17 protein-coding genes are annotated in these 22,411 nt (G+C 51.8%); 11 read left to right on the top strand and 6 right to left on the bottom strand.

Features of this window, described 5'->3' with window-relative positions; all coding sequences use genetic code 11:
* The first annotated feature begins 41 nt into the window (after positions 1–41).
* Both FCN45_RS12775 and FCN45_RS12770 read left to right on the top strand, forming a co-directional pair.
* A complete protein-coding gene (locus FCN45_RS12775; protein ID WP_137386154.1) occupies positions 42–2,318 on the top strand; it encodes an ATP-binding protein in 2,277 nt (758 codons plus the stop codon).
* Between the two features lie 126 nt (positions 2,319–2,444).
* Positions 2,445–4,757, top strand: a complete 2,313-nt coding sequence (locus FCN45_RS12770; protein ID WP_137386153.1) for an ATP-binding protein — start codon at positions 2,445–2,447, stop codon at positions 4,755–4,757.
* Here the strand turns inward: FCN45_RS12770 and FCN45_RS12765 are convergent.
* Positions 4,723–5,427 carry a response regulator transcription factor gene (locus FCN45_RS12765; RefSeq protein ID WP_137386152.1) on the bottom strand — a complete coding sequence of 235 codons (705 nt, stop codon included), beginning with the start codon at positions 5,425–5,427 and terminating at the stop codon, positions 4,723–4,725. The two genes, FCN45_RS12770 and FCN45_RS12765, sit on opposite strands and share 35 nt — an antisense overlap.
* 574 nt (positions 5,428–6,001) lie before the next feature.
* On the opposite strand from FCN45_RS12765, the gene FCN45_RS12760 reads away from it, so the two are divergent.
* The 9 genes from FCN45_RS12760 to FCN45_RS12720 all read left to right on the top strand — a co-directional run bounded on the left by FCN45_RS12760 (position 6,002) and on the right by FCN45_RS12720 (position 15,215).
* Positions 6,002–6,391, top strand: coding sequence for a hypothetical protein (locus tag FCN45_RS12760; RefSeq protein ID WP_137386151.1), 390 nt, complete (start codon positions 6,002–6,004; stop codon positions 6,389–6,391).
* 7 nt (positions 6,392–6,398) lie between these two features.
* Positions 6,399–7,226, top strand: a complete 828-nt coding sequence (locus FCN45_RS12755) for a tetratricopeptide repeat protein (RefSeq protein ID WP_137386150.1) — start codon at positions 6,399–6,401, stop codon at positions 7,224–7,226.
* Positions 7,223–8,611, top strand: coding sequence for an FKBP-type peptidyl-prolyl cis-trans isomerase (locus FCN45_RS12750; protein ID WP_137386149.1), 1,389 nt, complete (start codon positions 7,223–7,225; stop codon positions 8,609–8,611). Before FCN45_RS12755 ends, FCN45_RS12750 begins: the two co-directional genes overlap by 4 nt.
* A gap of 315 nt (positions 8,612–8,926) precedes the next feature.
* Positions 8,927–9,493 (top strand): fimbrial protein, encoded by a 567-nt coding sequence (locus FCN45_RS12745; protein ID WP_137386148.1) that lies wholly within the window; start codon positions 8,927–8,929, stop codon positions 9,491–9,493.
* A gap of 25 nt (positions 9,494–9,518) precedes the next feature.
* A complete protein-coding gene (locus tag FCN45_RS12740; protein ID WP_137386147.1) occupies positions 9,519–10,049 on the top strand; it encodes a fimbrial protein in 531 nt (176 codons plus the stop codon).
* 52 nt (positions 10,050–10,101) lie between these two features.
* Positions 10,102–10,827: a molecular chaperone gene (locus FCN45_RS12735; protein WP_137386146.1), complete on the top strand. Its 726-nt coding sequence runs from the start codon at positions 10,102–10,104 to the stop codon at positions 10,825–10,827.
* 11 nt (positions 10,828–10,838) lie between these two features.
* Positions 10,839–13,484 (top strand): fimbria/pilus outer membrane usher protein, encoded by a 2,646-nt coding sequence (locus FCN45_RS12730; protein ID WP_137386145.1) that lies wholly within the window; start codon positions 10,839–10,841, stop codon positions 13,482–13,484.
* 1 nt (position 13,485) lies between these two features.
* Positions 13,486–14,565 (top strand): fimbrial protein, encoded by a 1,080-nt coding sequence (locus FCN45_RS12725; protein WP_137386144.1) that lies wholly within the window; start codon positions 13,486–13,488, stop codon positions 14,563–14,565.
* A 29-nt stretch (positions 14,566–14,594) separates the two neighbouring features.
* Positions 14,595–15,215 carry a response regulator transcription factor gene (locus tag FCN45_RS12720; RefSeq protein ID WP_137386143.1) on the top strand — a complete coding sequence of 207 codons (621 nt, stop codon included), beginning with the start codon at positions 14,595–14,597 and terminating at the stop codon, positions 15,213–15,215.
* Positions 15,216–15,236: 21 nt separating this feature from the next.
* Here the strand turns inward: FCN45_RS12720 and FCN45_RS12715 are convergent, their stop codons facing one another.
* The 5 genes from FCN45_RS12715 to FCN45_RS12695 all read right to left on the bottom strand — a co-directional run bounded on the left by FCN45_RS12715 (position 15,237) and on the right by FCN45_RS12695 (position 22,406).
* Positions 15,237–15,434, bottom strand: a complete 198-nt coding sequence (locus FCN45_RS12715) for a hypothetical protein (protein ID WP_137386142.1) — start codon at positions 15,432–15,434, stop codon at positions 15,237–15,239.
* A gap of 177 nt (positions 15,435–15,611) precedes the next feature.
* On the bottom strand, positions 15,612–17,477 hold the full coding sequence (locus tag FCN45_RS12710) for a GNAT family N-acetyltransferase (RefSeq protein ID WP_137386141.1): 1,866 nt from the start codon (positions 17,475–17,477) through the stop codon (positions 15,612–15,614).
* Entirely contained in the window at positions 17,477–18,508 is a 1,032-nt protein-coding gene (gene galE, locus FCN45_RS12705; RefSeq protein ID WP_137386140.1) for a UDP-glucose 4-epimerase GalE, read from the bottom strand. Before galE ends, FCN45_RS12710 begins: the two co-directional genes overlap by 1 nt.
* A 56-nt stretch (positions 18,509–18,564) precedes the next feature.
* Positions 18,565–19,689: a sugar efflux transporter gene (locus tag FCN45_RS12700; protein ID WP_137386139.1), complete on the bottom strand. Its 1,125-nt coding sequence runs from the start codon at positions 19,687–19,689 to the stop codon at positions 18,565–18,567.
* A gap of 53 nt (positions 19,690–19,742) precedes the next feature.
* Positions 19,743–22,406, bottom strand: a complete 2,664-nt coding sequence (locus FCN45_RS12695; protein WP_137386138.1) for a beta-N-acetylhexosaminidase — start codon at positions 22,404–22,406, stop codon at positions 19,743–19,745.
* Positions 22,407–22,411: the final 5 nt, after the last annotated feature.

The following is a 22,411-nucleotide window of genomic DNA, read 5'->3' as shown; positions in this document are numbered from 1 at the left end:
GCTACACTGCGCATTGGTGACGATGAGCAGGGGAAGCGTGGATGCACAAACTGTTATTGATCTTGCTGTTAGTGATAAATGTGGCGCAGGCACAGCGCATTTCTTTGACGCCACAACAACAAGCATGGATCCAGGCGCATCCCGACATCACTTATACCGTCACCGATCGCTGGCCGCAGGACTATCGCGAAAACGGTAAACCGGTGGGTTTGAGCCGCACTATCCTCGATGAAATTAGCGCACGTACCGGGCTACATTTCACCTACGTTGCACCTGAAGAGGCGCTACTTAATCCGCCGATGATTAACGCGGCAGTCAGCGCGGAGCTGATCCCCTCGCATGAGAAACAGCGCTGGCTGTTCACTCAATCCTGGATGCAAACCATGCCGATGCTGGTGGGCCGCAAAGAGACGGTGGATATTCGCGCTATCGAACGTTTAGACGGAAAACGACTTGGAATTGCACAATCATCGGAATATGAGCCGTGGATCAGTAAGCATTATCCGGCGATTCAACTGGTCGATTATCCCAGCGTCAGCGAAGCGTTGCGCGCTGTTGATGAACATCAGGTTGATGCGGTGATTGGTTCCGGTTTGATCATTCTGCCGATACTGCAGCGTTTCTATGCGGGCGATTTGGCGGTGACCGGACAGGTACCGGAAATGGCCAGCGGCATCAATATGGCTATCGATCCGGCCTATCCGGAATTGCGCGACATCATCAATGCGGCCTTTACCACTATCAATGGTGTCGATGCGCAAAACATCTTTAAACGCTGGGTAGGGATTGTCGATTTGGGCACGCCGTCGATTGGCGTGATTGTTGAACACTTTCGTTATCAGCTTATCGCGTTTGCCACGCTGCTGCTGTTGCTGCTGTTAGCTCTGCGCAGCGCAATTCAAGCGCGCCGCCGTGCGCAGGCGAGTGAAAAAAGTAAGTCAGAATTTCTTGCCGTCATGAGCCATGAAATTCGCACGCCGATGAACGCCATCATCGCCTCGCTAGAATTGCTGCAACAGCCGGCGACGGCGAAAAAGCAGCAAGAGTATCAGGCGCTGGCGCTCTCCTCCTCGCAGGATCTGCTCGAGCTACTTAACAACGTGCTGGACCACAGCAAACTCACTCAGCAGGATATTCCTCTGCACATTGCGCCCTGTGAAATCAGTCAATTACTGGCGGCAGTGTGCGACAGCCAGCGCCCTTCGGCTGAGCGCAAGGGGGTGAAATTGCTCCTCGATCTGCAGCCCGCGCTGGAGACATTGTGGCTGGATGTAGACGCGCATCGTTTGCGCCAAATTGTGAATAACTTGTTGTCAAATGCGGTGAAGTTCACCGATAGTGGAACAATTACTCTAAAAGCCGATTGGCAAAGCGAGCCAGGATTACCGGATGCATTAACCCTCGCGGTGGAAGATACCGGCATCGGTATTGCACCCGCCGATCAGCAGCGGATGTTCCAGGCCTGGCAGCAGGCGGAAAGTCGCGGTGCGCGCGTACGCAGCGGCAGCGGCTTGGGGCTTTATCTATGCCGCACGCTGGCAAAACGTATGGGTGGAGATTTAACGCTGAGCAGTGAGGAGGGAAAAGGCAGCGTCTTCACCTGTATTTTGCCGCTGAATAAGAGCCATGCGCCGGGCAATAATGAAGAGCAACAACCGGTGGCAGCGCTTCCTGTTGGTCTCGCGGTGTTAGTGGTGGAGGATCATCCAGCCAATCAGCAAGTGCTGGCTGCTCAGCTAAAACAGCTCAATTGCCATTATGAAATGGTCGAAAGTGCCGAGCAGGCTTTACAGCTGCTGGAGGAGGAAAATTACTACGATATCATGCTGTTGGATTGTAATTTACCCGGCAAGGATGGCTATTGGCTGGCAGAACAGATCCGTGAATTTGAAACCGCACAACAGCGCGACCGCACGCCGCTGATCGCGATCTCCGCCGTCAGCAGTCTTGAGCATCGGCAACGCTGTTTAACCAGCGGCATGGATGATGTGTTAGTTAAACCGATTCGATTAGCCGAGCTGGCAGAAAAACTCGGACACTATCAGGCAATTCAAGAGCCGGATACGCCGTTGTTAAGTGAGGAAGTGAAGTTATGGCTGCAACAGGATCGGGATAACTTTGTTCATGCCTGTGAACAGCGCGATGTGCCGCACATGATCCATTTTGTGCATCGCATTCGCGGTGTAGCACAGATCTACCAACTGCCAGAGCTGGCTCAGCAAGCAGAAGACATTGAAACCCAACTGCGCCAACAGCCTACGCCAACGGTTCAAACCAGCAGGGATTGGCAAACGCTGATTAACAACCTTATTCCTTGAGATAAGGCAATTGAGAGTGCTCTCGTAGAGTGTTTGACGCTTTTTCCATCAAATAGCCTGCCTAATCCTGCTGCATCAACGCTTTTAGCGCGCAGCAGTTCGTCTTATTAGTCAGGTTATTATGTTATGCGTGCTTTGCTATCAGGCCTGCTGCTTCTGGCTGGCCTGCTACTCTCTTATTCTACTTTCGCTACGCAGATCGCCTTCACCGAGGATGAGCAGCGCTGGATCGCTGCGCATCCGGTGGTTCCTTACCACTTCATCGCCAGTTGGCCGCTCGATTATCAGGAAGATAATCAACATATAGGCCTGAGTCGCGATTATCTCGACCACATTAGTGAAATCACCGGCCTGCAATTTGTACTGGCAGAACAGAGCGGGCAGCCGCCTGGGTTAATTTCAGCCATTGCGCCTGAATTGCTGGCTGCGGATCAACAAGAAGGCTGGCTGTTTAGCGATCGCTGGCTGGCGACCAGCGCTTCGGTTATCACGCATAATAATGGCGCAACCATCCATTCTCTCGATCAGCTGCGTGGTAAACGTGTCGCGGTGCGTAGCGGAACGCTGTATGAGAGCTGGCTGAGAGAAAACTGCCCGGACATCCTGCTGTTACCGGTCAATCATATGCGTGAGGTATTTCAGGCGGTATATGAAGATCGCGCCGATTTGGGCCTCGGTTCCAGTCTGGTAATGCGTCCGCTGTTGTGGCGCTACTATTCCCACAAGCTGGCGATTGCCGGTCAAATACCCGAATTAGCCGCCAGCTTAACCATGGGCGTTTCGGCCGCAGACCCGCAGTTGCTGAGCATCATCAATAAAGCACTAAGCGCCGTACCCGCCGCCGATGCCAACGAGATGTTTAGCCGTTGGGTAGGTGATATGCGTTTGGGCTATCCCTCGATGGGGGTTATTTTTTCCCTGTATCACTGGGAAATCTTCACGTTCTGCTTGCTGGTGTTATTACTAGGCTGGTTGCTGCAGCGCGCGATTATGCATCGCCGCCGCGCTACTGCCAGCGAGGAGCGCAAAACGCAATTTCTCGCCATGATGAGCCATGAAATTCGTACGCCGATGAATGCCATGATTGCCTCGCTGGAGCTAATGAAGCGCACCGAGAATGCGCATCAGCAGCAGCAATATCTGGCGCTGGCCTCCTCTTCGGCGCGCAGTTTGCTCGATCTGCTTAACGATATTCTCGACCACAGCAAACTCTCCGCAGATTGCATTGTGATTGATAGCCAGCCCTTCGATCTCAGCGAGCTGATCAATACTATTTGCGATAGCTACCGGCCAATGCTGGCGGAGAAAGGGCTGAACCTGGTGATCACCATTGATGAACCGCTTAAGAAGCAGTGGATGATGGGCGATCCGCATCGCCTGCGGCAAATCATCAACAATCTGCTCTCCAACGCGATTAAGTTCACCCATCAAGGTGCCATTTCGCTGGCGCTGGATGCAGAATTTTTTGCTGATAATACCTGCATGATTGCGCTGGCTGTGGCGGATACCGGCATTGGTATTGCACCCGAAGCGCAAAAAACCTTGTTTGATGCCTGGACGCAAGTCGATGACGGAGCCGATCGCCGCTACGGCGGCAGCGGATTGGGTTTATGGATCTCTCAGCAATTGGTCACGCTGATGCGCGGAGCATTGAGCTGTCAAAGCCTGCCCGGCGAGGGCAGCACCTTTACCCTGAAAGTGCCGTTAGGCCTGTGCGCAGAAAAATCCCCGCTGAGTGAACCTGTGTTACCGCGTTTCACTGCGGACACGATGATTTTACTGGTGGAAGACCATCCAGCCGCGCAGCGGACGTTACAGGCACAGCTTGCCACGCTCGGTTGTCAGGTCGAGCTGGCGGAAAATGGCCAGCAAGCTCTGGCGCTGTTAGAAGAGGAGAATTACTACGATGTGATTCTGCTGGATGTCAACTTACCGGACATCAGCGGTTACGACATCGCCAGGCGCTTACGCGTGCTGGAGCGCGAACGCGGTAATGAAGCCACGCCGGTGGTGGCGATTTCCGCCATGAGTGACGATGCGCATTTTGAGCAATGCGAAGCCAGCGGCTTTGATGCAGTGCTCAGTAAGCCAATTATCCTCACCGCATTGGCCAGTTGTTTACGCCGCTGGTGCCATCTGGCGGCAGCGAGCGGTGTGCATGTGCAACGTGAAGAGTCCGAACAGCAGGAACTGCAAGCGTGGCTGGAGGAAGATGTTAGCGGATTCAATCATGCCTGTGATGCAATGGACACGCGACTTATGCAGCACCATGTGCATCGCCTGCGCGGCACCGCGCAAATCTTCGAGATGAACGGCCTGGCGCAGTTGGCGGGAACCATCGAAAGCCAACTGCGCGCAGGTGCAACCGTCAGTGAAGAGCTTGCCCGCCAATGGTGGGATTCGCTTAGATGTGAAGTGACTTCAGCAATTCGTCCTTGATGATAAAGAGCTCGTGGTCGGCTTTAAGTCCAAGCTTGCGCATGGCGCTCTGCTTCTGGCCGCTGATGGTTTTCAGGCTGCGGTTAAACTTCTCGGCGATATCGGTTACCGTCATGCCGGCAAGAAAACAGCGAATCACTTCCTGCTCTTTCGGCGACAGCGCCGACAAACTTACCGCCTGGCGCACGTTGGCCTCGCTGTAATTGCCGCTGATCAGCACTTCGCCATGGCGCTGCTGATTCGCCAGTTCCTGCGCCATCTGCGCTTCAATAAAGGTGCGACCACGGCTCACCTCCAACGCAGCGTTTTGAATCTCTTCAAACGGGCGATTTTTCCCGATAAAGCCTTTAGCACCTCCGCGCAGTGCCAGCGCCACCGTGGCGGGATTGTAATGTGCTGACACCACCAGCACCGCGACGTGCGGATACAAACGCGTCAAGGTTTTGATCAGATTCAGGCCATCGACATCGGCCGGTGCCAGTTCATAATCGGCGATCACCACATCGACCTTGGTGGTTTTAATGCAGTTCAGCAACTCCTTGCTGCTGGTAAAGGTTCCCACTACATCGAAGTCGGGATTTTCCCGCAGTACATCACTGAGCCCGCGCAACACCAGGAAGTGATCATCCAGCAGGGCGATAGAGACGTTATTACGACGGAATGTTTTCATCCTCAACACTCTTGCTTATCAATAGGGGGGTGAGAATCAGTGTACTGTATTTTTGCTGGCTGTATGACGTAACCGTCAGTTTTACGCGCGACCCGTCAAGGTGACAGCGGCCGGAAATTACCGCGCTTAACCACCAATGTCATCTTTTTTGTTTGATAATTGGCGTCAGTCGCCAAAAATTTCCGGAAAGGGTGAATATATCGCCGCAGATTAGCCTGGCCTGTGAAGATTATTAATTGTCAACATGTTCGATTCGAGAATAGGAATATTTTTTGAGAGTGCTCTCGTAGCGAAGAGTAGTGGCTCTGCTTATTATGTCACCCGAACGTTAAGCCTCTCCGAACAAGATTTTGCACATTATCCACTGATGTTAAACACCTTATTTCCTGCGGCACAGCCACAAGGAAAGGGCCAGTTACAGCTATAGATATTACCGAACATCTTGGGTAATAACGGGATAACGAGAGCGCCGCAAAGGATGATAAAACATCTCGCATCCTGCAATAAAATAAATGCGCCAGCAGATTGAAGCGAGAGACTTAATTTGCCCCCAATCGACTGGAACTTATTAGTCATGAAAATTTCAGGATATTTTAAATTCGGAGCCACTATCGGTAGCGTATTAATGCTTACCGGCTGTTTTTCCCTGCCTAATGCCAATGCATCCTATCACGCGGAAACCATTCCGGCCGCGCAGCATGCTAATCAACTATCCAGCCTCGATCGCTGCCAGGCCGAGGTTTCTGCGCTGGCGCAGTACGATGAGGCACGTTTTCAGCAACAGCACGATGCGCTCAACGGGCTGATGGATCGCAGCGCCAAATACCTGCTTACCCGCCCGCAACTTGCCGCCGATATGCAAGCCACGCTCGACAGCGTGTATCAGGCCGAACTGGCAAAGCGTTGTCAGCAGATTCACAGCGAACTGTTCCTCGCCATGCTGGCGCAGGCGGATAGGGAGTGATGTGGCGATGAAAACTCTCTTCTCTTTAGTAGCACTGAGCGCATTGCTGAGTGGCTGCGTCACACATGTGCAGCCGCACACATCGCCTGCTACTGAGCCTTTTGCACAACCACGCTTGCTCAGCGACTTCAATCAACAGATGACAGCTACGCGTCAGCAGGCAGAAGCCGGTGAACACCGCGCGCAGCAACAGTATGGCGGCTGGCTGGCGTCGGCTGGTCAACGCGATGCCGCGCAACCGCTGCTCAAGGCCGCCGCCGAAAGCGGCCAGCCTGAAGCGCAGTATCAGCTCGGCAAGTTGCTGCTTGAGCATCAACCTGGCGATGGCAAACAGTGGTTAGAGCGTGCCGCCGAGCAGGGCAACAGCGCCGCCGCGCAGCAGCTGGCACGTTATCATCGCAGCGGCAATCCGCTGCTGCAGGATAAGCAGCAGGCATTCAACTGGCTGCTGCAAGCCGCACAGCAGGGCGACGCGCAGGCGCAAAACGATGTCGGCGCGGCCTATAGTCGCGGTAATGGCGTGAAGAAAGATGCAGCGCGCGCGGCAGAGTGGTATCGCAAAGCCGCCGAGCAGGGTAATGCGCTGGCGCAATTTAATCTGGCCGGTGCTTATCAGGCGGGAGAAGGCGTCAAAGCCCAGCCGCTGCAGGCTTACGCCTGGTATCACGTTGCGGTGCAAAACAGCGACGATCGCCATCTGACGCAAATCGCCGAGCAGATGAAACTTCGCATGTACGCCAGCGCGACGCGCAGCGGCAAAGCCGCGCAGGCGCGTCAACTGGCGCAAAAAATCACCCAGCAGTATGTCAAACCGCACAAGGAACCAATGCCATGAAACCCTTATTTACCCGCTCGCTGATTGGCCTGGCAGTGGCTGCAACCTTGTGGTCATCCGCCAGCCAGGCGGCACCGGCGCTGACCGGTTACAGCTCGGATCACACCATTCCTTATTCACTGTTCGATGAAACCGAAGCAGCGAAACCGTGGGTAAAAGCGCCGCCGCCAAAGAAAAAGCCTTTGCGTCCTGCCACCACACACAATGTGGAGCAGACGAAAAAACTGCAGGTACTGGAACATTCTCTCAACGAGCAACAGCGAATTAATAAAGAGTTGCTGGCTGGTCATCAGGTGGAGAAGCAGGCGCTGCAACAGCAGTTGCAAGCTTTAGAAACTGATAAAGCCACCGTTGAAACGCAGCGCGAGCAGCTGGAATCTCTGCGACAGCAATTGGCCGAGCATCAAAGCCAGCAGAGCGGTTCGCAAGAGCAGTTGAGTGAACTGCGTGCCCAGTTAGCCGCGCATCAACTGCTGGTGGATACCCATGCGCTGCAACAATCTTCACTAGAGGGCAAGCTGAAAGAGAAGGAAGAGAGCGTGATTGCGCTTAGCAATCAGCTGGAGGAGGTGCGCGCCGAAACGCAGGCGCTCAAAGCGCAAAAGCAGCACGACACGCAACAGCTTGCGGAGCTGAAGCAGCATCAGGATCGTATCGCCGAACTGGAAATCAATTTGCAGGATGCAGAAAAACAGCAGGCTGCGATGCGAGAGCAACTGACCAAGCAGCAGGCGATGCAGGAGAGCGCGGCACCGGAAAGTCACGAGCAAAAACTCTCTTATGCCAATGGCGTGGCCTTTGCCAGCAATATTGTGCAGAGCCTGCGCGCCCAGCAGAATCTTGGTGTTGAGCCGGATCGTCCAATGGTGTTGGCAGGGATTAAAGATGCCTTCAGCCAGCGCGTCGCACTTAATAGCGATGAAGTGGCTAAACTGGTCACCGAGCTGGATGGCACGCTGAATGAAAAACTTCAGGCGCAGCAGCAAACTCAGGCAACCGAACGCGAGAAACAGCAGAAAGCCGGGAACGCGCTGATTGAAAAAACCAAACAGCGCAAAGGGGTGAAAACGCTTGATGGCGTTTATTACGTGGTGAATAAAGTCGGGAAGGGCGAAAAACTGACTGAAGAGAGCACCGTTGATATATTGCTGACCGGACGTTTATCGGATGGCACGGTATTTGATAACAGCGGTAAGGAGAATAAGGTGCAGCGCGTGAAGCTGGATTCCTTATTACCGGCCTTAACCAAAGTATTAAGCCAGCTTAAAAAGGGCAGTGAAGTCGAAGTAATTTTACCCGCTGATAAAGCATTCGGTGATGCCGGTGTGGAAAATATGATTCCACCGGGCGCGACATTAATCTTCGATATTAAAATTAATCGCTGAATAAACTGACGTCGACAGGGGGCTGTCGTCAACTTGAGGAATATGCCTGACTCATTACCTCGCGCCACACTTTTTAGTGTGGCTTTTTTGTTTTCGGATTTATCTGGTGTTTTGAGAGTGCTCTTGTATTGCTCAAGGCGTGAGTTTTAAATAATTAATTCACAAGCAGTGCATCCGGCTTTTACAATAACAGGCCAGTCGCTACTTGGTTTTTGTTTTCTATGCTCACGGTGTTGTGAGTATTAATTAACCATTGATTGGCAAAGAATTAATATTGCGTCGTCTGTGTCAATCTGACCCTAAAGGATTATTAAAATGAAAAAAACATTGGCCTCAATGTTAATTGGCTCAGCCATTATGGCTGCTAGCGCATCCACAGCGTTTGCAGATACTTCTGGTACAATGACATTCACCGGAACTGTAGCGGATACTACTTGCACAGTGAGTGATTTAAATCAGTCTATTGTTTTCAGTAATTATGATCGTACAACATTCCAAAATTCTGTAGTGCATACTGCATATGAAGTTCAACCTGTTAATTACCAAGTGAGCGGATGCCCAGCAAATATTACTAATGCTAGGTTGAATGTTAGTTTTACAAATGGAGACCGCAGTCCAGAACGCTTGAGTTTAGGGAACACTGATGCAAGAGGCTTGGCTGTACTAATTTCCAAAGAGCCTGTCACTGCTGGAAGTACTGCTCCTCCATCTACCTTGTATAGTGCTAATAGCAGTAATAAGGATTTCCCAATAGATAATGGTTCTGGTGTTGTAAGCCTTTATCCTCTCACGATGCGGGTTAACTCAAGTTACCTTGGTCAGGCAACCGTTGTAGCCGGTGATTTCACCACGAGCGCTAATGTTGAATTAACCTTTAATTAATTAAAAGGACTTTGGAATAAATATCATGAAAATGAATAAAACACTTATCGCTTCTATTTTTACCACTGTATTACTGTCGCAGTCTGTAATGGCAAATAATACTGGCACTGTCACTTTCGCAGGTGCTATTACCGAGCAAGCATGTACAGTTCCTTCAAACCAAATGAATCAGCAAATTGACATTACGGGTATTACGCCGGAATCACTTATTGCTGCGGATGAGGATGAGTCGGTAGCTGAACGCGCCTTCACTTTTAATGTGACAGATTGCCCTGCTGGTCTAACTAATGTTGGTATTAAGTTTGATTATAATCCTGATAGCAGTAATAACCAGTATTTAAGTAACTCAGGTACGGCTACAGGTGTAGCTTTCGGTATTACCGACAAGAACAATGTGCTGAAAAATACCAGTGAAGTTATCAATGCTGATAATTACGATGGCACTACAGGTACCGCAACGGTTGAGGCAAAATTGCGTGCTTACCGCGTGGGGACTGCTGCGCCAGAAACAGGTACGGTTGAGTCAACCGCAACTGTAACACTGATCACCAATTAATCTCATCAGGCAAGGAGTGTATATTCCTTGCCTGATTATTATTAAGGTATATATGAAACGTTCAATTTTAAATTCCATTGCAGTTGCTTCTCTCTGTTTTGTTGCATCGTTATCTTCGCCTGCATTGGCTGAAAATAATCAAGGTGGGTTCAGCCTCGGCGGCACGCGAGTGATTTACAAGGAAGAACAGAAAGAAGCAACGGTAACCGTGATTAACTCAGCTAAGAATGCGCCTTTCCTGGCTCAGTCATGGATGACACAACTCAATGCGGATGTAGACAAAAGTAAACCTCCATTTGTAATTACACCACCGCTTTATCGTCAGGATGAAGGGAAGAATACTTTGAGAATTATGCGCACGGGCGGGAATTTGCCGACCGATCGTGAATCAGCATATTGGCTAAACGTTAAAGCGATTCCTGCGCAGGCGAAAGAAAATCAAAATAAAAACTTGCTTTCTTTTGCTTTTGTTCTTCGTATAAAAATGTTTTATCGACCTTCAGGCTTAAGTATGCCAGCACAAAATGCTTATAAAAGCCTTACATTCTCTCGCGAAGGCGATAAGTTGATTGCTCACAATCCAACACCTTATCATATCTCTTTTAATAAAATGAGATTGGGTAATATAGAAATAAAAGATGTTAATGCAATGGTTCCACCAATGGGGCAGCAATCCTATATTCTACCATCCAAAGCATCCGGGGAGCAGGTGAAATACAAAACAATTAATGATCTTGGCGGTGTCACTCAGGAAGAGTCTAAGTTGTTGGGTAAATAAATAGAAAGCAAATGAGCTTCACTAATAATAATACTATAACAATGAAACATTACATTATGCACATCTTACCTCCATTTTCAGGAAATATTGGATTATCACCGTTAGCTAGTGTGATTTCATTAGCGATTTATGCAAGTAACGTAATGTTAATTGATCATGTCTATGCAGAAGATTATTTTAATCCAGCGTTGCTGGCTATGCCGGGTCAACAGGTGTCTGAAGGAATAGTCGCTGATCTTAGCCATTTTTCTGCGGGTGGTCAGGCACCGGGGGAGTATCCGGTTAAAGTTTACGTTAATAACCAATACATTGATGAAGAAGAAATATTTTTCGACGCGGACGCGAATAATAAACTTTATCCAAAATTAACCATAGCGGACTATGTAAGATATGGTCTACGAGTAAATTCAATAGAGGCGTTACGTGTATTACCTTCTGAACAGGTTGTTAAGAACATTCGGGATTATATTCCGGCCGCCAGTATTGATTTTCGATTTTTCGAACAGCGCTTAGATATTTCTATTCCTCAAATGTTAATGCAGAGACGCGTGCGTGGAGAGGTGGATCCCGCCACTTGGGATAATGGATTATCCGCAGCAATGTTGAATTACACCATTACCGGTAATCAAACGCGTGAGCTATCAAAACAGGGTGGAACTTCCCAGACGATCTTTAGTTATATGCGTGGTGGGTTGAACGCTGGTGCATGGCGTTTGCGTTCTAACGCCACCTTTCAACGTAGCCAGAGTAGTTCACAAGGTAGTAATGACAGTTTCAATGTCATTAGTACCTATTTGCAGAGAGATGTCCGCGCAATCAAAGGACAGCTTATATTGGGTGAAACCGCTACACCCGCTGACGTATTTGACAGCGTGCAGTTCCAGGGCGGCCAGTTAGTTTCTGATGACAGCATGCTGCCCGACAGCCTGCGCGGTTTTGCGCCGGTAATTCGTGGCGTATCGGAATCGGGCGCGGAAGTGACGATTCGCCAGAACGGCAGCGTGATTTATCAATCTTACGTGCCGCCTGGCCCGTTCGAGATCAACGATCTTTATCCAGCCTCATTGAGCGGTGACCTTGTGGTGACCGTCAAAGAAAACGACGGCAGCGAGCGTACCTTTTCACAGCCTTATTCGTCTATCGCCATCATGCAGCGTGAAGGCCAGCTGAAATACGCCATGACTATTGGCAAATTGCGCAATAGCGGCGGCGCGATCACCACCGACGCGGCGAAATTTGTCCAGGGTACGCTGATTTACGGCTTGCCGAACGCCATTACCGTGTACGGCGGCATGCAGCTGGCGAAAGAGTATCTCTCTGCCAGCGCCGGTATCGGATTGGGTATTGGTCGCCTTGGCGCCGTTTCTGCGGATATTACCCAATCCAGTGCCACGCTGCCAAACGGTGAGAAAAGTCAGGGCCAATCTTATCGTTTGCGTTATTCGCGCAGTATCGTTGAAACCGGCACCTCAGTATCGCTGGCGGCCTATCGTTACTCCACCGAGGGTTATTACACCTTGCAGGATGCGATGACCAATCCGGCGGATGGCCTGAACGGTGCGCTGAACCGCAATTACCGCCCGCGCGGCGAATTCCAGGTAATGCTGAACCAGTCGCTCGGCGACGCCGGTTCGATGTATGTATCGGGTTCACAACGTGATTACTGGAACAAACCGGGTAACCTGCGCACCTTCACGCTGGGTTACAACACCAACCTGTTTGGCGTCAGCTATGGCATGAACCTCAGCCAGTCGCAGGATAGCGACAGCGGCAAAGAAGATCGTCGTCTGGCGTTAACCGCATCGGTGCCGTTGAGCCGCTGGCTGGCGGGGGATTCCCGTAACTCTATGCAGCTGAACTACGGCATGGCGCATGCCAAAGGGCAGGGCACCACGCAACAGGCCGGTCTAAGCGGCAATGCGCTGGATAACCAGCTCAATTACAATGTCAGCCAGACGTTGGGCAATGACAGCAACACCAGCAATCTCTCCGCATCCTATCGTGGTAACAGCGGCACGCTGTCAGCGGGCTATAACCGCAGCCAGGCGCAGGAGCAGATCAACTACGGCCTGCGTGGCGGCATCGTCGCCCATCCGTATGGCGTGACCCTGTCGCAGGAGATGAGCGACACCGTGGCGCTGGTGCGTGCGCCGGGCGCAGCCAACATTAAAGTGAACAACCAAACCGGGCTGTCCACTGACTGGCTCGGTTATGCGGTGATGCCATATATGTCGCCGTATCGTCGCACCGACATCTCGCTCGATCCGCAAGGCTTGGGCACCAATGTTGCGCTCGATCAAACCAGCACCTCCGTCACGCCAACCCGCGGTGCGGTGGTATTAGCCGACTTTAAAACCCAGCGCGGTCATCAGGTGATGATGACCTTGCGTAAAGCCAACGGCGACTACGTGCCATTCGGTGCCACCGCCAAACTGCTGCTGAACGAAGGCGAGCAGAACAATGGCAGCATCGTCGGCGATGAAGGATTGCTCTATATCTCTGGCATGCCAGATAGCGGCTCGCTCGAAGTGCAGTGGGGGCGCGGCGCGGATGCATCGTGCAAAGTGAACTTTAACCTAAAATCCGCCAGTGAAAATCAGATGGACGGCGTACCGCTTCAGGTGCAGAGCGTCTGCCAAAACAGTGAGGAAGTTTAAAATGAGTAAAGTGTTTGGCAGACAATTGCTGTTAAGCAGCGTGATTGCCGCGTTGTTGGGCAGCAATGCCGCATGGGCGCAAAATCTGGCACTTTCGGATTTACCGAATGGCTGCAGTTACACCCGCAGCGAACAGCAACCCCTCAACGGCCTGGTAAAAATTCCTGCCGCTACGCCGCTGTTTGCCGCCATCGGCGATGCGCCACATACGCTGCTGGAGATTGGGGTGCAGTGTGATGGCCCAATTAGCGCACCGGTATCGCTGGGTTTGAAAGAAAGCGGCGCACTGGACTGGATCGGTCCGGGCCGCGATGTGCTGGCAACCAATGTGAATGGCATCGGCGTTCGATTGTTCGCGGATGCCAATAGCGAAGGCGGTAAGTGTAGCGGCAGTGGCGCGATTGCCGCGGGGCAATCCGCCAGCTGTTCCATCAGCCGTGAAGGCGAAGGTACACGCCGCGTCGGTTTCAGCCTGAAGGCGCAGCTGGTGAAAATCAGTAATAACACGCCGATTCAGTCGCAGCGTACGCTGCAATTAACCCACGGCGGTACGCTGCTGCTGGAATCAAATGGTGCGACGCCACAGCAAGTGGATGTGCTGAACAGCGGCCTGCTGGCACCGAGCATCGCTACCGAAGCCAGCTGCACGCTGGTCACTGAACAAAATCGTACAGTGAATTTCGGCACCATTTATCGACCCAAATCGGGCACTCAGGAAGCAACGCTCGGCCAGGCGCAGGTGACGCCGATTGAAGTTTCCTGCTCGCCGCTACGTGATGACGCCGCCAATAACTACAACGTGGCGATTACTTTTCAGGCCGGCCAATTACTGAATAATGACGACACCGCATTAGCCACGTCGATTGACGACATGGCGATCCGTTTTTCAACCAAAGCGGAAGGCGGCGACTGGCAGAAATTTGGTGAGAAATCATCGATGCCTTACGATGCAGCCAAAAGTGGCGACAAGAGCCACTTCGCGCAAACCTGGTATTGGTTCCTGCGCTATTTACCTGGCGCGAATCATCAGCAAACCGGTAATTTCAATGCGGTTGCGACCTACACCATAACGATTCAATAATTCATCAACTTTTAATACACCAGCAAACTATGAAAGAAAATAATGTCGTTATTCTCGATGATCATCCGATATTTCTCGAAGGTCTGAAAAGAATTATTAATCACGATTCTGAGTTCATCGTGACGGACTGTTGTAAAAATAGCCGTGAGCTGTTTTTTTCACTGAGTCTGGCACCTGCCAATATCGCCCTGATTGACTGTTCACGGCCACGAGGTGATATGAATATCAGGGCGCTGGTTAATCAATTAACTCTCAACCATCCCCGAATGACGATTGTCGCGATGGGTGATTGTCCCCAGCAGCAGCAGCTTAGCGATACACTTAAGCCGCAGATTAAATCCTACTTTTGTAAATCGTTGACGCCGGAGAATTTGATCACGGGCCTGCGTCATATCTGGGCTAGTCATTGTCAGAGTGAGCAATTGCTGATGGATGATTCTGTTGATGCCGGACATTTCATTAAGCCACGTCTTTCAGCAAAGGAGAAACTCGTTGTCGAATATCTTCATGCTGGATTGACGGTGTCACAAACGGCATTGCGATTGTCGCGCAGCGTAAAAACCATTAGCTCACAGAAGCGCTCGGCAATGCGTAAACTGGCGCTTAATCGTGATAGCGATATTTTTCGCCTAAAGCTCAATGAACTCTAATAAATATATTTATAGTGAAGCCTAACCCAGCCAGCGCCGCGCTTGTTCATCGGTAATATCGCGATAATAGATTTTATGCAGCAACGCATCACAGCCTTTACATTGCGCCTGAACATAAGTGGCGAGGCAGGTGCGTCCTGAAGGCGATATTGCGCCTTTGCGTGTGATAGTGATGTTGTGCCAAAGGTGTGCGTGCGGAATAAAGCTAAAAAATTTCATTATCGCTTCCGGAGTTGGTGAATGTTTTCAATTCCGGAGCGCAATTAGGCCTGTTTTCTGGCGTGATAAATTTGATAAGTATCAAGGTGCTTAAGACTTTGCGGGTTTCTCTGAACTGTGTTGCTTCCGGTGCGAATAAAAAATGAATTCGCACCGGATTATTTGATCGCGGAAGGATTACAGCGTTAGCGCCATAAACACGATTTCATCACTAAACCGTGCAACCTCCTGTTTCATACTGCTCATCACTTTAAAACCTTTCTTGCGATAGATCATAGCTGCCGGGTTCGATTGCCAGACGCATAAGGTGATGCGGCGCATTTTTTGCTGTTTGGCTTGTTCCATAAGCTTTGACAAAATTTGATTGAAATAGCCTTTTCCCTGTTCCTCGGGCAGCAGCGCCACGCTGCAAATGAAGAAATCATCCGGCTGGCGGTGCTGATTCACGAAACTGTCGTAAGCCACATCCAGTGGAAAAACCTCCTGACGATAGCCATATTGCACCTTGATGTGATCGTAATCCTGAATCGGCGCAGCGTTAACGAAACCCACCATTTTTCCCTGCGGATTATAAATCACGGCAATCTGTTGCAGGAAAGGCTGGATATTTTGCCGCAGCTGTAAGGTGGTTAAATCGGTGGCATAAATATTATCGACCGAGCAGTATTCCAGATAACTGGTGCTGAAGATTAATTTCGCCATCGCGAGCTGTTCATGCTTGTCTGTAATACTTCCCGGTTTAAAGCTCAGTGGCGACGCTTTCTGACTTTCAACCGGCTGCCAGAAATCACCTGCTTTTATGTTCCTGGCGTTAAGCGCAATTAAAAAGTCGCTGAATAACGCATTCACTTTATCCAGTTGCGGATCCTGAGAGAGCACGCCGTAATAGTGATAATAGGGAATTTCAGCGCGCAGCTGCGGCGCATAAGCAATTTGCAGGATATCGCATTCAGAAAACAAAGGTACCAGTTCACCCAACTGCAGAGGATCGCTTAATTGCCAGTCGCGTTGTGCCAGCTGAGTAATCGTATGCTGATAATGCTGCTGCTCTTCACCACTTAGCGGGCGACGTTCACCGCTGAGAATGTCCTCCGTCAGGCGAATGCCTTTAATCCCGCTCACACGATGCTGCTGAACATCAAAGCCACATACGGCAAACCGGCTGAAATCCTGATGGCTGAGCTGCGTGACCTGCAATTGCTCGCACCATAACTGGTAGAAAGGTTCGAAGATGGCGCGTTCGCTTTCCGGCGTTTTTGTTGGAATTGGCTGAGGCCAGCCGCGATACACCGCACTGAGCCGCCGTTGTAAGTTCTGCAACACCGGATTGTTTTGATGACTGATGATCATGCCGGTTTCATCGGTGAAGAGATTCAGCCAATTTATTTGCTGCTGTTCTGCCGTAAAATCAGGCAGTTCAGGATGACAGAGAAACAGCGTCGCAGGCCGAGCAGGAAGTGTATCGGCATCCAGATAAACGCCGCCGCACCGATTGAGAATCGCCAGGCGGAAGAAGTCAGAGAGCGTAGCGTAATAGCGCTTATCATGCAGTTGCTGCAGCACATCGATTAGCGCGCCATCAAATGACTGCATCAGTGCGCTCAGGCTGTTGACCTGCACCAGCGCATCAGGCAGAAACAGCGTGCCAGCATGAAAGGGGCTGTTTCCCTGCTGAGCGACGAAGCGATCCTCTGCCGCCAGCTGCTGTGCATTCCACACCCATAGCGTTTGCCGGAAATCACTGCGACTGGCTTCTATCGCGCGTTGCCATTGGGCAATGGTGCGGTTGACGTTGAGTGGTGATGGTCCGCCGAGCCAGACGCGATGGAGCGTGCATTCTTTACCTGTCAGTCGGCTGGTGGGCACCGCGAACATCGAAGAGAGTTCCGCAACGCACACCTCGTGCGGCTGATGTTCCACTTGCCACTGTTTAAACTGCCGTAATGCTTGTTGCCAGTCTGCTGTCGCGGGATAGGTAAAGCGCTTTTTAAGCGCGGCGAGTTGGCGTTCGTAGTGAGGTAAAAACGTTTCGCGCGTCATCATCAGATTTCGCTCCCGGCTGGTTGAGCAGCATAGCCTTGCGGATTCTGCGTATGCCAGCGCCATGCGTCGCGCAGCATGTCTTCGAGGCCGCGAGTTGCTTGCCAGCCCAGTTCTTTTTTCGCCTGACCGGGATCGGATAAGCAGATGGCGACATCGCCGGGACGACGCGGGCGCATATCGAGCGGCACGCGTCGGCCGCTCACCTGTTCAAACATCTGCACGATTTCCAGCACCGAGTAGCCTTGTCCGGTACCCAGGTTGTAATGGCGATAGCCCGGTTTGAGATGATTTAGCGCCTGAATATGACCTTCGGCTAAATCCATCACGTGGATGTAGTCGCGCACGCCGGTGCCGTCGGACGTTGCATAGTCATCACCAAATACTGGCAGATGGCTTCTTAGTCCATTGGCAACCTGAAACAGATAGGGCAGCAAATTGTTGGGAATCCCTTCAGGATGTTCACCAATCCGGCCGGAGGGATGCGCGCCGGCGGGATTGAAATAGCGCAGTGCGGTAATGGCTAACTCAGGTTGTGCATCAACCACTTCACCCATGATCTTCTCCACTATATATTTGGAGGCGCCATAAGGATTGGTGGTATTGCCGGTATCGCAGTTCTCACACAGCGGAATCATTACCGGAATGCCATAAACCGTGGCGGATGAGCTGAAAATGAGTTTTTTCACCTGATGCTGCTTCATGGTTTCCAGCAGCATGAGCGTTCCGGCAATATTGTTTTGATAATACTTCACCGGTTTCTGCAGCGATTCATTTACCGATTTCAGCCCAGCCATATGAATAACCGCATCAATCGGCTGATGGCTAAATACCAGATTTAGATCGGCGCGGCGGCGAATATCGCCCTGATGAAAAGTCATTTTCTTTCCGCTTAACGCTTCGACACGCGTTAAGGCCAGCGGCGAGCTATTACACAAATTATCCAGCACGATGACATGATGATTTTTCTGCAGCAGGCTAAGGGCAATGTGTGAGCCAATATAGCCTGCGCCGCCAGTAATTAAGACATTCATTTAGGTACACTCCATGTGTTTTGATGCGCGCAGCGGTGCGCGACGAATGAGGGTGTTTAAACATTGTCGACCTTTGTTATCAGTAGTAATGACATCACCAACAGCACACAGGCTGCCGGCCAGATGGCCAGCGGTGAGACGGTGGTGATAATTCCCTGTAAAACGCCAGCCAGCAGCACGCCGATGGACATCGAATTGGTATACAGCGTGGCCGCCATTCCCTGACGATGTTGCAGTAAATCCTGAAACCAGAACATGCCAACGGTAGCGATGATAGCGATGAAAATGGCATTGAAAATTTGCAGTAACATCAGTGGGATAAAACTTTGACTGAAGTAAATTCCCACATAAAACATCATGCCGCACAGCATGGCTGCCTGCATTTGCGTTTTCTTATCCCAGCGTTTGAGCATGCTGGCGCTGAGCAGCATGATCGGTATTTCCAGCGCCGCGGCGAGGCCAAAAAGCACGCCACTCCAGTCGGCAGACAAGGTTGGCTGCTCTGCCAGATGCAAAGGAAACGCAATCAGATAGAGTGCGCTGCAGCTCCATACCAGCAAGGTGGCAAACATCAGGAAGCAGAGGTTGTGCCCCAGCGGCTGCCGGTCCGGTTGCTTTGCAGGAGTAGCACTTGCCAGCCGCTCGCCAGGCGGCAAGGTGACAGCCAGCAGCGTCACGCTCAGTAACAGCACGAACATGACGGCATACAGCCAGGTGAAGCCGGCCAACTGAACAATCCAGAATGCCAGCGGTGGGCCGAATACCCACGCCAGCGAAAATTGCGCGCGTAAAATGGCGCTGAAAGCGTTGTCACTGCGAGTTTGTCGCGCCAGCGCGAACAGTTGCGGTATCGCCGCACTGCCGCAAGCACTGAGCAGCGAGCCGAGTGTGATTAACAGCAGATAATCGCGGCAGAAGATAAACAGCAGCGCATTGAACGCCAGTGCGAATAAGCATAAAAGCAGTAACGGGCGACGCTGCGTGACACGATCTGAATAACGGGCAATCAGTAAGCTCATCGCAATACTGCTGAGAGCATTAACGCTGTAAAAGGCGCCGATTCTCCAGGCTGCTACGTTGAGTTCAACTGCCAGAAATAAGCTGAGCGTCGGAATGAACAGGGCGCCACTTAAACCGGCCCCCAGCGCAACAACATAAAAAGAGAAGGTTGAGTGTTTCATCGACATCCTTGTCAGTGTTCGCCCCAGGCACTCCAGCGAGGGGCAGAAAGTTTTTAAAGTGCTTCAGCGCGGCTGAAGCGTTTGCCATCCGGACTCACGCTACGCACCCAGACTTTATCGCTAGCAGTAATTGCCGGTTTAGCATGTGGTTGATAACGCTGCCAGCGCTTACCCTTATCCAGGCTGTACTCCAGCGGCAGACCCGGCAGCGCAATGTTCATGGTCAGTGTGCCATTCTCGACGCGCGCCCCCGGCACCGGTAAACGGTAGTGAATACCGGCTTTATCCATCTTGCCCAACTCACGCTGGCCTAACAGATTGGCGAAACGCTGCCAGTCCTGATTGCGCTGCTGCTGGTTAACGAAGTGGGTTTCACCGCCTTTAAAGCTGCGGCCTTGCTGATAATCCAGCTCCCACTCCGCGCGATGCCAACCGCGTTCGGCCACTGACAGCAGGCGCGGGAATACCATGTAATCCATCTGCTGATCGGTACGCGTGGTTTCACTCCACAGCTGTACGGAAATGCCGTATGCGCCTGACCACGGCTTATTCGAGGTGGCATCAAAGGTCTTCCCGTCGCGATCCACCGAGGTTTCAGCGTTCTGCGGCAGGTTGTCCGGCGCGAAGCCAAACATCTTACGCTCATCGCTGAAGCGTGTGCCCCAGTAATAGCCGCGCTCGTTAGGATTCACTTCATAGGGGAAGTCCATGTAGACGTAATCCGGATTGGAAATTACTACTTCGTAATCTTTCAGCGTCCAGTCGTTGGCGGTGTCAAAGCCGCCCCAGTAGAGCGTGTCCCAGAAGTTAACGCGTACGCGCGAGGTGGCGAAGGCGTGCGCGTCAGCGGCATCTTTCAGCCCATCCTGCCAGGCCTGCATCACCGGAATGCCGTGCGCTTTCACCATCTTGCTCACTTCCAGCGCGAAGTGACTTGGCAAGTGCTCCAGATCTTCCACCTTGCCGGATTTCACCACCGCCTGGCAGACCTGAGATTTTGCCCAGGGTTTGTCCTCTTTGCTTTGGTCTAAAATGCCCGTTCCCGCTTGCGGGTTTTTGCTATCGCTGTAGCCGCTACCGAGGCGAATGTTTTTCGCTTCATCACCGCCAAAGTGCCAGGTGGTCAATGGTTGGCCGGCTTCGCGGTGCATCGCCTGCACTTCACCCATCACTTTATCGACAAAGCGCTTCGAGGAGTCGAGGCAAGGATTGAGATAGCTGGTGCGGTCGTACAGCTGCACGGAACGGGTATTCGAGGTATCCGTAGGATCCACCAATCGATATTCACTGGCCTGCTGCGGTTTACCTGCCTTCATCAGTTGCTGATATCGCGCCTCCATAGAGATCACCGCCGCGCGTGCATGCGCGGGCATATCGATTTCCGGGATCACTTCGATGTTGCGCGCCTGCGCATATTTGACGATCTCGATATAATCGGCGCGGCTGAAATGTCCGGTTCCGTTGTTATTCGTGAACGGACCGGAGCCCAATTGCGGCAGCAGGCATTGCTGCTCAGTCAGATCGTGACAACGCTTACTGCCTACGTCGGTCAACTCTGGCAGACCGGGGATTTCGATACGCCAGGCTTCGTCATCGGTCAGGTGGAAGTGGAATTTATTCATCTTCCACGCCGCCATTTGATCGAGCATGCGCAGCACCGCTTGCTTGCTGTGGAAATTACGCGCCACATCGAGGAAGGCACCGCGATAGGCAAAGCGCGGTGCATCTTTCGCTTCGAGCGTGGCGATAATCGGTTTACCTTCAGCCGGCACCAGCGACAGCAACGACATCAAGCCGTAGTAAACGCCAGCCTGATCGTAACCAATGATATCGGTGCCGCGCGGTGTGATGCGCAGTTCATAAGCACCGGAAACCGCCTCTGCGCCGTGGAAATGATTGACGGCGATACGGGTATGAATGTCATAACCCGCTGACTGCGGTTTGAGCCCCATCAAATCGAAACGCTGTTTAACTGCATCGGCCTGGTTGTCCGCCAATACCTCAAGATGTAAGGCAACGCCACGGCTCAGATCGACATCCGCCGCATGAACTTTCACCGAACGCGGCGTTGGGGTGATTTGTCCGCGCAGCGCGCTGGCAGGCAGTTGCGCCACATCGGCATTCTTTGAGAAGCGACTTTGCGGCAGCATTAGCACGTTTTTATCGTCGGCAATGCGCTTCCATTGGCCGCCAAACGGCTTAACAAAGTCGCTGAGGTTTTCGGTATCGGTGCTGGTGATAATTTTTGGCGTGGCATTGGCGGCGGTGACATACCAGCGCGGCATCACGTCGGTGATAAACAGCTGCCAGTATTCATTGACGATAGGGATCTCAATCGACTCACCCGCCGCGATACCTTTGAATTTCTCCGTCGGTTCCAGACGGGTTAAATCGCCGACGATATGGGTCATTTTGAACTGATCGTTATCCACCCGCAGCGTTTCGTGCACGTTGCTCATGTAGATTGCCCAGTTTTTACTGGTGAGCGCCGGACCGTTGTTGGTCAGCGTGATGGTAGCGGTGTTGCAGGATGCCCAATCGGCACCGAGTTTCGCGCAGTTCACGCCGTGATCGGCCGCCTGGTTGTCAGTGACCTGATACTGCACGCCGAACTGACTGATTTGATCGACGACCTGCTGATTACTGCGCGGGGATGAACTGCAGGCGGCAAGGCCCATCACGCTCAGCGCCAGTAAACTGATTTTTAACTTTTTCATGTTGT

The organism is Pantoea sp. SO10 (assembly GCF_005281435.1).
Classification (GTDB): domain Bacteria; phylum Pseudomonadota; class Gammaproteobacteria; order Enterobacterales; family Enterobacteriaceae; genus Pantoea; species Pantoea leporis.
The sequence above is the reverse complement of the archived record's forward strand: the minus strand, read 5'-3'. Positions and strand labels throughout refer to the sequence as shown.

Excerpts from the sequence above, each read along its gene's own strand:
- FCN45_RS12775 (WP_137386154.1), top strand. The coding sequence starts at position 42 with ATGCACAAACTGTTATTGATCTTGCTGTTAGTGATAAATGTGGCGCAG.
- FCN45_RS12770 (WP_137386153.1), top strand. The coding sequence starts at position 2,445 with ATGCGTGCTTTGCTATCAGGCCTGCTGCTTCTGGCTGGCCTGCTACTC.
- FCN45_RS12765 (WP_137386152.1), bottom strand. The coding sequence starts at position 5,427 with ATGAAAACATTCCGTCGTAATAACGTCTCTATCGCCCTGCTGGATGAT.
- FCN45_RS12760 (WP_137386151.1), top strand. The coding sequence starts at position 6,002 with ATGAAAATTTCAGGATATTTTAAATTCGGAGCCACTATCGGTAGCGTA.
- FCN45_RS12755 (WP_137386150.1), top strand. The coding sequence starts at position 6,399 with ATGAAAACTCTCTTCTCTTTAGTAGCACTGAGCGCATTGCTGAGTGGC.
- FCN45_RS12750 (WP_137386149.1), top strand. The coding sequence starts at position 7,223 with ATGAAACCCTTATTTACCCGCTCGCTGATTGGCCTGGCAGTGGCTGCA.
- FCN45_RS12745 (WP_137386148.1), top strand. The coding sequence starts at position 8,927 with ATGAAAAAAACATTGGCCTCAATGTTAATTGGCTCAGCCATTATGGCT.
- FCN45_RS12740 (WP_137386147.1), top strand. The coding sequence starts at position 9,519 with ATGAAAATGAATAAAACACTTATCGCTTCTATTTTTACCACTGTATTA.
- FCN45_RS12735 (WP_137386146.1), top strand. The coding sequence starts at position 10,102 with ATGAAACGTTCAATTTTAAATTCCATTGCAGTTGCTTCTCTCTGTTTT.
- FCN45_RS12730 (WP_137386145.1), top strand. The coding sequence starts at position 10,839 with ATGAGCTTCACTAATAATAATACTATAACAATGAAACATTACATTATG.
- FCN45_RS12725 (WP_137386144.1), top strand. The coding sequence starts at position 13,486 with ATGAGTAAAGTGTTTGGCAGACAATTGCTGTTAAGCAGCGTGATTGCC.
- FCN45_RS12720 (WP_137386143.1), top strand. The coding sequence starts at position 14,595 with ATGAAAGAAAATAATGTCGTTATTCTCGATGATCATCCGATATTTCTC.
- FCN45_RS12715 (WP_137386142.1), bottom strand. The coding sequence starts at position 15,434 with ATGAAATTTTTTAGCTTTATTCCGCACGCACACCTTTGGCACAACATC.
- FCN45_RS12710 (WP_137386141.1), bottom strand. The coding sequence starts at position 17,477 with ATGATGACGCGCGAAACGTTTTTACCTCACTACGAACGCCAACTCGCC.
- galE (WP_137386140.1), bottom strand. The coding sequence starts at position 18,508 with ATGAATGTCTTAATTACTGGCGGCGCAGGCTATATTGGCTCACACATT.
- FCN45_RS12700 (WP_137386139.1), bottom strand. The coding sequence starts at position 19,689 with ATGAAACACTCAACCTTCTCTTTTTATGTTGTTGCGCTGGGGGCCGGT.
- FCN45_RS12695 (WP_137386138.1), bottom strand. The coding sequence starts at position 22,406 with ATGAAAAAGTTAAAAATCAGTTTACTGGCGCTGAGCGTGATGGGCCTT.